Raw genomic sequence first — 7,468 nt, 5'->3', positions numbered from 1 at the left:
CCTCCCATCCTCACGGCCACCCTCCGCCCCGGCCACGACGAACCCACGGCCCTGCTCACCGCGATCGCCCAACTGCACGTCGCGGGCCAGGACGTGGACTGGTCCGCGCTGCTGGGCCCGGGCCCCCGCGCCGACCTGCCGACCTACGCCTTCCAGCGCCGCCGCCACTGGCTCCCGCAGCAGCCGGCCGACGACGCCGGCATCCGGGCCGCCTCGACCGCGGCGGACGGCAGCGCGACCCCACCACAGTGGACCGACGGACCCTCCCTGCCGGAGACCGGTCCGTCCCCGGAACCCGACGAGCCCTCCGACCATCCTTACTGGCCGCGCATGCTGGCGGGCCGTACCGGCCGGGAGCAGTACCTGCTCGCGCTGGAGCTGGTCCGGGCCGAGGCCGCCGCCGTACTCGAACATCCCGGGCCGGACGCGGTCGACCCGCAGCGTTCCTTCCGCGACGCCGGCTTCGACTCAGTGACCGGCGTGGAGTACCGGGACCGTCTGCGGGAGCTCACCGGCCTGCCGCTGCCGGCCACCCTCGTCTTCGACCGGCCCACCCCCGCGGCCCTCACCGAGCACCTCCTCGCCGAGCTCACGCCCCACCGGCCGGAGGCGGCCTCCGCCGCCCTGTCGGCCCTCGAACGGCTGCGGGCGGCGCTGTCCGACGCACCGTTGGACCCCGTCACGGGCGACCGGCTCGCCGGCGGACTGCGCGAGCTGCTGTCCACCCTCGCGGGCGCCCCGGATGCCTCCGGCGGGCCGCACGCCGTGCCCGGCGACCTCACTGACCTCACCGAGAAGATCGGAACCGCCACCGATGACGAAATCTTCGCCCTCATCGACCACGAGTTCGACGCCTGAGCCAACGCCGGACCCCGCGGCGGAAAACGGGGCAGCCATGACAGAGGCCAGACTGCGGACCTACCTGAAACGGGCCACGACGGAGCTGTACCGGACCCGGCAGGAGCTCGCCGAGCTCCGCGACCAGGACCGCGAACCCATCGCGATCGTCGGCATGGCCTGCCGCTTCCCCGGCGGGGTGCGCGGCCCGGAAGACCTGTGGCGGCTCGTCGCCTCCGGCACCGACGCCATCTCGCCGTTCCCGGCGAACCGGAGCTGGCGGCTCGACGGGCTCGCCGACGCGGCCGGGGACACCGGCACCCCCGCACCCCAGGGCGGCTTCCTGCACGACGCCGACGAGTTCGACGCGGAGTTCTTCGGCATCAGCCCGCGCGAGGCCCTGGCCATGGACCCCCAGCAGCGGCTGCTCCTGGAGAGCGCCTGGGAGGCCATGGAGCACGCGGGCATCGACGCGACCGGACTACGGGAGAGCCGTACCGGCGTGTTCGCCGGAGTCACGGCACAGGAGTACGCGTCGCTGAGCCGGACCGGGCACGAGGGCGTGGAGGGCTACCTGCTGTCGGGGACCACCGCCAGCGTCGCCTCCGGACGCGTCGCCTACACCCTCGGGCTGCGCGGCCCCGCCCTCACCGTCGACACCGCCTGCTCGTCCTCGCTGGTCGCACTGCACCTCGCCTGCCGTTCACTGCGGGCCGGCGAGTGCGATCTCGCGCTCGCGGGCGGGGTCTGTGTGATGGCGACGCCGGGGATGTTCCTGGAGTTCACCCGGCAGCAGGGACTGGCCGCGGACGGTCGCTGCAAGCCGTTCGCGGCCGCCGCCGACGGCACCTCGTGGGCGGAGGGCGTCGGCCTGATCGTGTTGGAGCGGCTGTCGGCCGCCCGGCGGCGCGGCCACCGGATCCTGGCCGTCATCCGCGGTTCCGCCGTCAACCAGGACGGCGCCAGCAACGGGCTGACCGCCCCGAGCGGGCCGGCCCAGGAGCGGGTCGTGCGCGACGCGCTGCACTCGGCCGCGCTGCGGCCCGAGGACGTGGACGCCGTGGAGGCGCACGGCACGGGCACCCGGCTCGGCGACCCGATCGAGGCCGGCGCGCTGCTCGCTGTTTACGGCCGGGAGCGGCCCGCGGACCGCCCGCTGTTGCTCGGCTCGCTGAAGTCGAACATCGGGCACGCGCAGGCGGCCGCGGGGGTCGGCGGCGTCATCAAGACGGTGCAGGCCCTGCGCCACGAGCAGTTGCCGCGCACCCTGCACGTGGACGCGCCCACCCCGCACGTGGAGTGGCGGGAGGGCGGCGTACGGCTGCTCACCGAGGCCCGTCCGTGGCCACGCCGCGGCACACCGCGCCGGGCGGGCGTCTCGTCCTTCGGTATCAGCGGGACCAACGCGCACGTGATCCTCGAGGAGGCACCGGAGCCGGAACCGACGAGGTCGCCCACCTCACGGGAGCAGGCACCGGAGGCGGCCACCGCACAGGCGCCGGAATCGGACCACGCGACGGCGGCCACCGCACGGGAGCAGGCACCGGACCAGGCGAAGGCGGCCACCACACAGGAGCCGGAGCCGACCCCGGCCACGTCACCCACCGCACCGGCGCCGGAGCCGTTCCCCCTCCCGTGGCCCCTGTCCGCGCGCACCGCCCCGGCCCTGGCCCGGCAGGCGGCACGGCTCGCCGAGAACCTGGGCGAGGCACCGGCATCGGGGCCGGCCGACGCGGGCCATGCCCCGGACGGCACCCGGTCCACCGCACTCCCGCCCCGACCTGCCGACGTGGCGCACGCCCTGGTCGGAACCCGGGCCGCGCTGGAGCACCGTGCCGTGGTGCTCGCCGAGGATCTGGCCGGATTCCGCGCGCTGTTGTCCCGTCTGGCGCGCGGCGAGGACGTGCCGGGCGTGGTGCGAGGCCGGGCGAGGACCGGGCGCACGGTGTTCGTCTTCCCGGGGCAGGGCTCGCAGTGGGCGGGGATGGCGCGCGAACTGCTCGAGACGTCCCCGGTGTTCCGGGACCGCGTCCGGCAGTGCGCCGAGGCCCTCGCCCCGTACACCGACTGGTCACTGACCGACGTGCTCACCGAGGCGCCGAAAGCCCCTCCGCTCGACCGGGTCGACGTGGTGCAGCCCGCGCTGTGGGCGGTCATGGTGGCCCTGGCGGAGGTGTGGCGTGCCCACGGTGTGCAGCCCGACGCCGTCGTCGGGCACTCGCAGGGGGAGATCGCCGCCGCGTGCGTGGCGGGCGCCCTGTCGCTGTCGGACGCCGCGCGCGTGGTGGCTCTGCGCAGCCGCGCCCTGGTCCCGCTGGCGGGCACCGGTGGGATGGCGTCGGTGGCCCTGCCCGCCGACCGGGTGCGCGAGCGGCTCGCCGATCCCGACCTGGCCGGCCGGGTGCACCTCGCCGGGGTCAACGGCCCCGCGGCCACGGTGATCGCGGGCCCGGCGGCACTCCTGACGTCGCTGGTCGCCGAGTGGGACGCGGAAGGCGTGCACGCGCGCGTGGTCCCCGTCGACTACTCCTCGCACAGCCCGGACGTGGAGGCGCTGCGTCCGGAGGTGCTGGACCTGCTGGCCCCACTCGCCCCGCGCCGCCCCGAAATCCCCCTCTACTCGACGCTCACCGGCGGCCTGCTCGACGAGGCCACGCCGATGGACGCGGAGCACTGGTTCCGCGGCCTGCGCGCCCCCGTGCGGTTCCACGACGCGGTGACCGCCCTGATCGACACGGGCCACGACCTGTTCGTCGAGTGCAGTCCGCACCCGGTGCTCACCATCGCCGTCCAGGACGCCCTCGACGCCGCCGGAGTACCCGGCGCCGCCCTGGGCACCCTGAACCGCGGCGCCGGCGGCCGGCGCCGGCTACTGATCTCGCTCGCCGAGGGGTATGTGCGCGGCGCGCCCGTGGACTGGTCCACGCTGCTGCCCCCGGGACGGCCGGAGGCGGTGGAGCTGCCCACATACGCCTTCGAGCGCCGCCGCTACTGGCTGGAGCAGCCGTCGTCCGGCACCGATCCCGCCCGGCTCGGTGTGGCGGCGACCGGGCATCCGCTGCTGGGCGCCGCGGTCGAGTCGGCCGCCGACGAGGGCCTGTTGCTCACCGGGCGGATCTCGGCGGCCGAGCAGCCCTGGCTAGCCGACCACGTCGTGCACGAGTCGGTGCTCCTGTCGGGGACGACGCTGGTGGACTGCGCGCTGCACGCCGCCGACCGGCTCGGCGGGTTCGTGGACGACCTCGTCCTGGAGGCGCCCCTCGTGCTGTCCGTCGACGGCGCGGTGGACGTGCAGCTCGCCGCGGCCGGCCCCGACGCCGCAAGCCGTCGTACGTTCACCGTGCATTCCCGCCCCGCCGGGCTGGAGGACGCGACGGGCGCCCGGTGGACCCGCCATGCCTCGGGCACCCTCGCCCCGCTCGCCGATCCGGATCCGCCGGCGCCGGAGCAGTGGCCGCCGGCCGGAGCCGAAACGCTCGACGTCACCGACGTCTACGACCGTCTCGCCGCCGTCGGCTACCGGTACGGCCCGGCCTTCCGGAACCTGCGCGCCGCCTGGCGGCGGGAGCGGGAGCTGTACGCCGAGGTCCGGCTCGCCCCGGACACCGACCCGACCGGATTCGCCGTGCACCCGGCGCTGCTGGACGCGGCCTTGCACGCCCTGGTCGTGCACGCGCTGGACGCGGCGGAGGACGCGGAGAGCATCCTGCTGCCGTTCTCCTTCGCCGGAGTACGGGTGCACGCGGTGGAGGCGGACGAGGTGCGCGTCCGCGTGACGCCCACGGGGCCGCGACACGCCCGGCTGCTGCTCACCGACCGGTCCGGGGCGCCGGTCGTCACCGTCCAGGAAGTGTCGCTGCGCCCGACCTCGCGTGCCGCGCTGCGAGCGCAGGACGCCGTTTCGGCAGACGCCCTCTTCGAGGTGATCTGGCAACCGGTGCCCGCCGATGTGCCCGAACCGGCCGTGCGCTGGGCGGTGCTCGGTGCCGCCCACCCGCGGCTGCCGCAGGCCCCGGCCCACGCCGATCTGCCGACCCTGCTGTCGGCGCTCGACGAGCGGGACGCCGTACCCGATGTGCTGGTGGCCTTCTGGCCGCCCGGTCCGGCAGGGGCCGCGTCCGAGGGGGGCCGCGCGGCGGCGGCCGCCCATGAGGCCGCCCGGTCCGCGCTCGCGCTCGTCCAGGAGGTGCTGGCCGCGGACCGGCTGCGCTCGGTGCGGCTGCTGGTGGTGACCCGCGGCGCGGTCGCCACCGGTCCAGGGGAGCCCGGCCCGGATCTCACGGCCGCCACGGTGTGGGGGCTGCTGAGGAGCGCCCAGAGCGAGCATCCCGGCCGGTTCGTGCTCCTCGACTTGGACGCCGAGGGCGCCGACGAGGACGCGGACAGCGGGGCGGACCGGCTGGCCGTCGCCCTCATGACCGGGGAACCGCAGCTGGCGTGGCGCCGGGGCGCCTGGCACGCGCCCCGGCTGGCCCCGGTACCCGCGCGCCGCACCCTCACGCCGCCCCCGGACGGCAGCTGGCACCTGGACATCAGCACGAAGGGCACCCTGGACGGCCTCGCACTGGTCCCGGACGACCACGGCTCGCGGCCGCTCGGCGCGAGGGAGGTCCGGGTGGCGATGCGTGCGGCGGGCGTCAACTTCCGTGACGTCGTGGTGGCTCTGGACATGGTTCCGGGTCAGGAGGGCATGGGGCTGGAGGGCGCGGGTGTGGTCCTGGAGACGGGTGCCGGTGTGCGGGACCTGGCTCCCGGCGACCATGTCATGGGCCTGGTGCCGAGGAACGCGTTCGGCCCGGTGGCCGTCACGGACCGGCGGCTGCTGGCGCGGATCCCGCGGGGCTGGTCGTTCACACAGGCGGCCGCGGTGCCGGTGGTGTTCCTGACGGCGTACCACTGCCTGGCCGAGCTGGCCGGGGTCCGTCCCGGCGACCGGGTCCTGGTGCACTCCGGGGCCGGCGGGGTGGGTATCGCGGCGATCCGGCTCGCCCGGCATCTGGGCGCGGAGGTGTTCGCCACCGCCTCGCCCGGCAAGTGGGACGTCCTGCGCGCGGAGGGGCTCGCCGACAACCACATCGCGAACTCCCGCACCGACGCGTTCGAGGAGACGTTCCGCCGGGCGACGGGCGGCGCGGGCATGGACGTCGTGCTCAACTCGCTCACTGGTCCGCTGCTGGACGCCTCGCTGCGGCTGCTGGGATCTTCGGGGCACCTGGTCGAGATCGGCAAGACCGACATCCGGGACGCCGAGGAGGTCGGCCGGCGGCATCCCGGAGTCCGCTACGACGTCTTCGACCTGCTGCGGGCCGAACCCGACCACGTGGCGCGGATGCTGACCGAGGTCCTCGCCCTGTTCGACCGGGGCGTGCCGGGGCTGCTGCCGGTGACCACGTGGCCGGTGCAGGAGGGCGCGCGGGCCCTGCGTCACATGGCCCAGGCGCGGCACACGGGCAAGGTCGTGCTGACGCCGCCACCCGGCTTCGACCCTCACGGCACGGTCCTGATCACCGGCGGCACCGGCGTCCTCGGCCGGCTGCTGGCCCGCCACCTGGTGACCCGGCACGGGGTACGGCGCCTGCTGCTGGCCGGTCGCCGGGGCGCGAGCGCCGACGGGGCCGAGGAACTGGCCGAGGAGCTGGCGGCGCAGGGTGCCCGGGTGTCGTTCTCGGCCTGTGACCTCGCGGACCGGGCTACGGTGGCCCGACTGCTGCGGGACATCCCGGACACCCGGCCGCTGACCGCGGTCGTGCACGCGGCGGGCGTTCTCGCGGACGGCACCGTCGAGACGCTCACGCCGGACGCGGTGGACCGGGTGCTCGCTCCCAAGGCGGATGCGGCCTGGCACCTGCACGAGCTGACCCGCGAGACCAGACTGTCCGCCTTCGTGTCCTTCTCCTCGGTGGTCGCGACGCTGGGCTCGGCGGGACAGGCGAACTACGCCGCCGCCAACTCCTTCCTGGACGCGCTGGCGCACCGCCGCAGGGCCGAGGGCCTGTCCGGCACGTCGCTCGGCTGGGGGCTGTGGGCACAGGCCGGTGGTATGACGGGGCACATGTCCGAGGCCGACCGGGCCCGCATGAGCCGCGGCGGGGTGGCCGCGCTCTCGGTGCCGGAGGGGCTGACCCTGTTCGACGCGGCGCTGGCGACGGGCGCCACGCAGGTGCTGCCGGTCCGGTGGGACCGGCCGGCGCTGGGCGACCTCGCGGGCCGGGACAGCTTGCCGCCGCTGCTGCGCGGCCTCGGCGGCATCCGTCCGACGGCCCGGCGCACCGCCCGCCGGGACGATACCGGGGACGCTCCCGTCTGGTCCCGGCAGCTGGCGGCGCTGCCCGCCGACCGCCGTCGCGCGGCCCTGTCGGAGCTGCTGATGCGCGAGGTGGCGACCGTACTGGGGTACGGCGACGACGAGGAGATCGATGTCGACCAGTCCTTCAAGGACATGGGGTTCGACTCCCTGGCCGGGGTCGAGTTGCGCAACCGCCTGACCGCGGCGACCGGCCTGCGGCTGCCCGCGACACTGGTCTTCGACCGTCCCACGGTGCCCGACCTGACCGACCACCTCCTCGACGACCCGGCGATGCTCTCGCCCGTCGGCGGGGGCTGACCCGGGGCAGACACGGGGTCCGGGTCG

2 protein-coding genes are annotated in these 7,468 nt (G+C 75.8%); both read left to right on the top strand.

The window, feature by feature from the left end; genetic code table 11:
• Positions 1-858 (top strand): acyl carrier protein (locus FPZ41_RS12575; RefSeq protein WP_228022695.1); only part of this gene is annotated, 858 nt, incomplete at its 5' end.
• 37 nt (positions 859-895) lie between these two features.
• Positions 896-7,441 carry a type I polyketide synthase gene (locus tag FPZ41_RS48205; protein WP_228022694.1) on the top strand — a complete coding sequence of 2,182 codons (6,546 nt, stop codon included), beginning with the start codon at positions 896-898 and terminating at the stop codon, positions 7,439-7,441.
• Positions 7,442-7,468 lie beyond the last annotated feature (27 nt).

The organism is Streptomyces acidicola (assembly GCF_009377235.1).
In the GTDB taxonomy this organism is placed as follows: Bacteria; Actinomycetota; Actinomycetes; order Streptomycetales; family Streptomycetaceae; genus Streptomyces; species Streptomyces acidicola.
The sequence above is the reverse complement of the archived record's forward strand: the minus strand, read 5'-3'. Positions and strand labels throughout refer to the sequence as shown.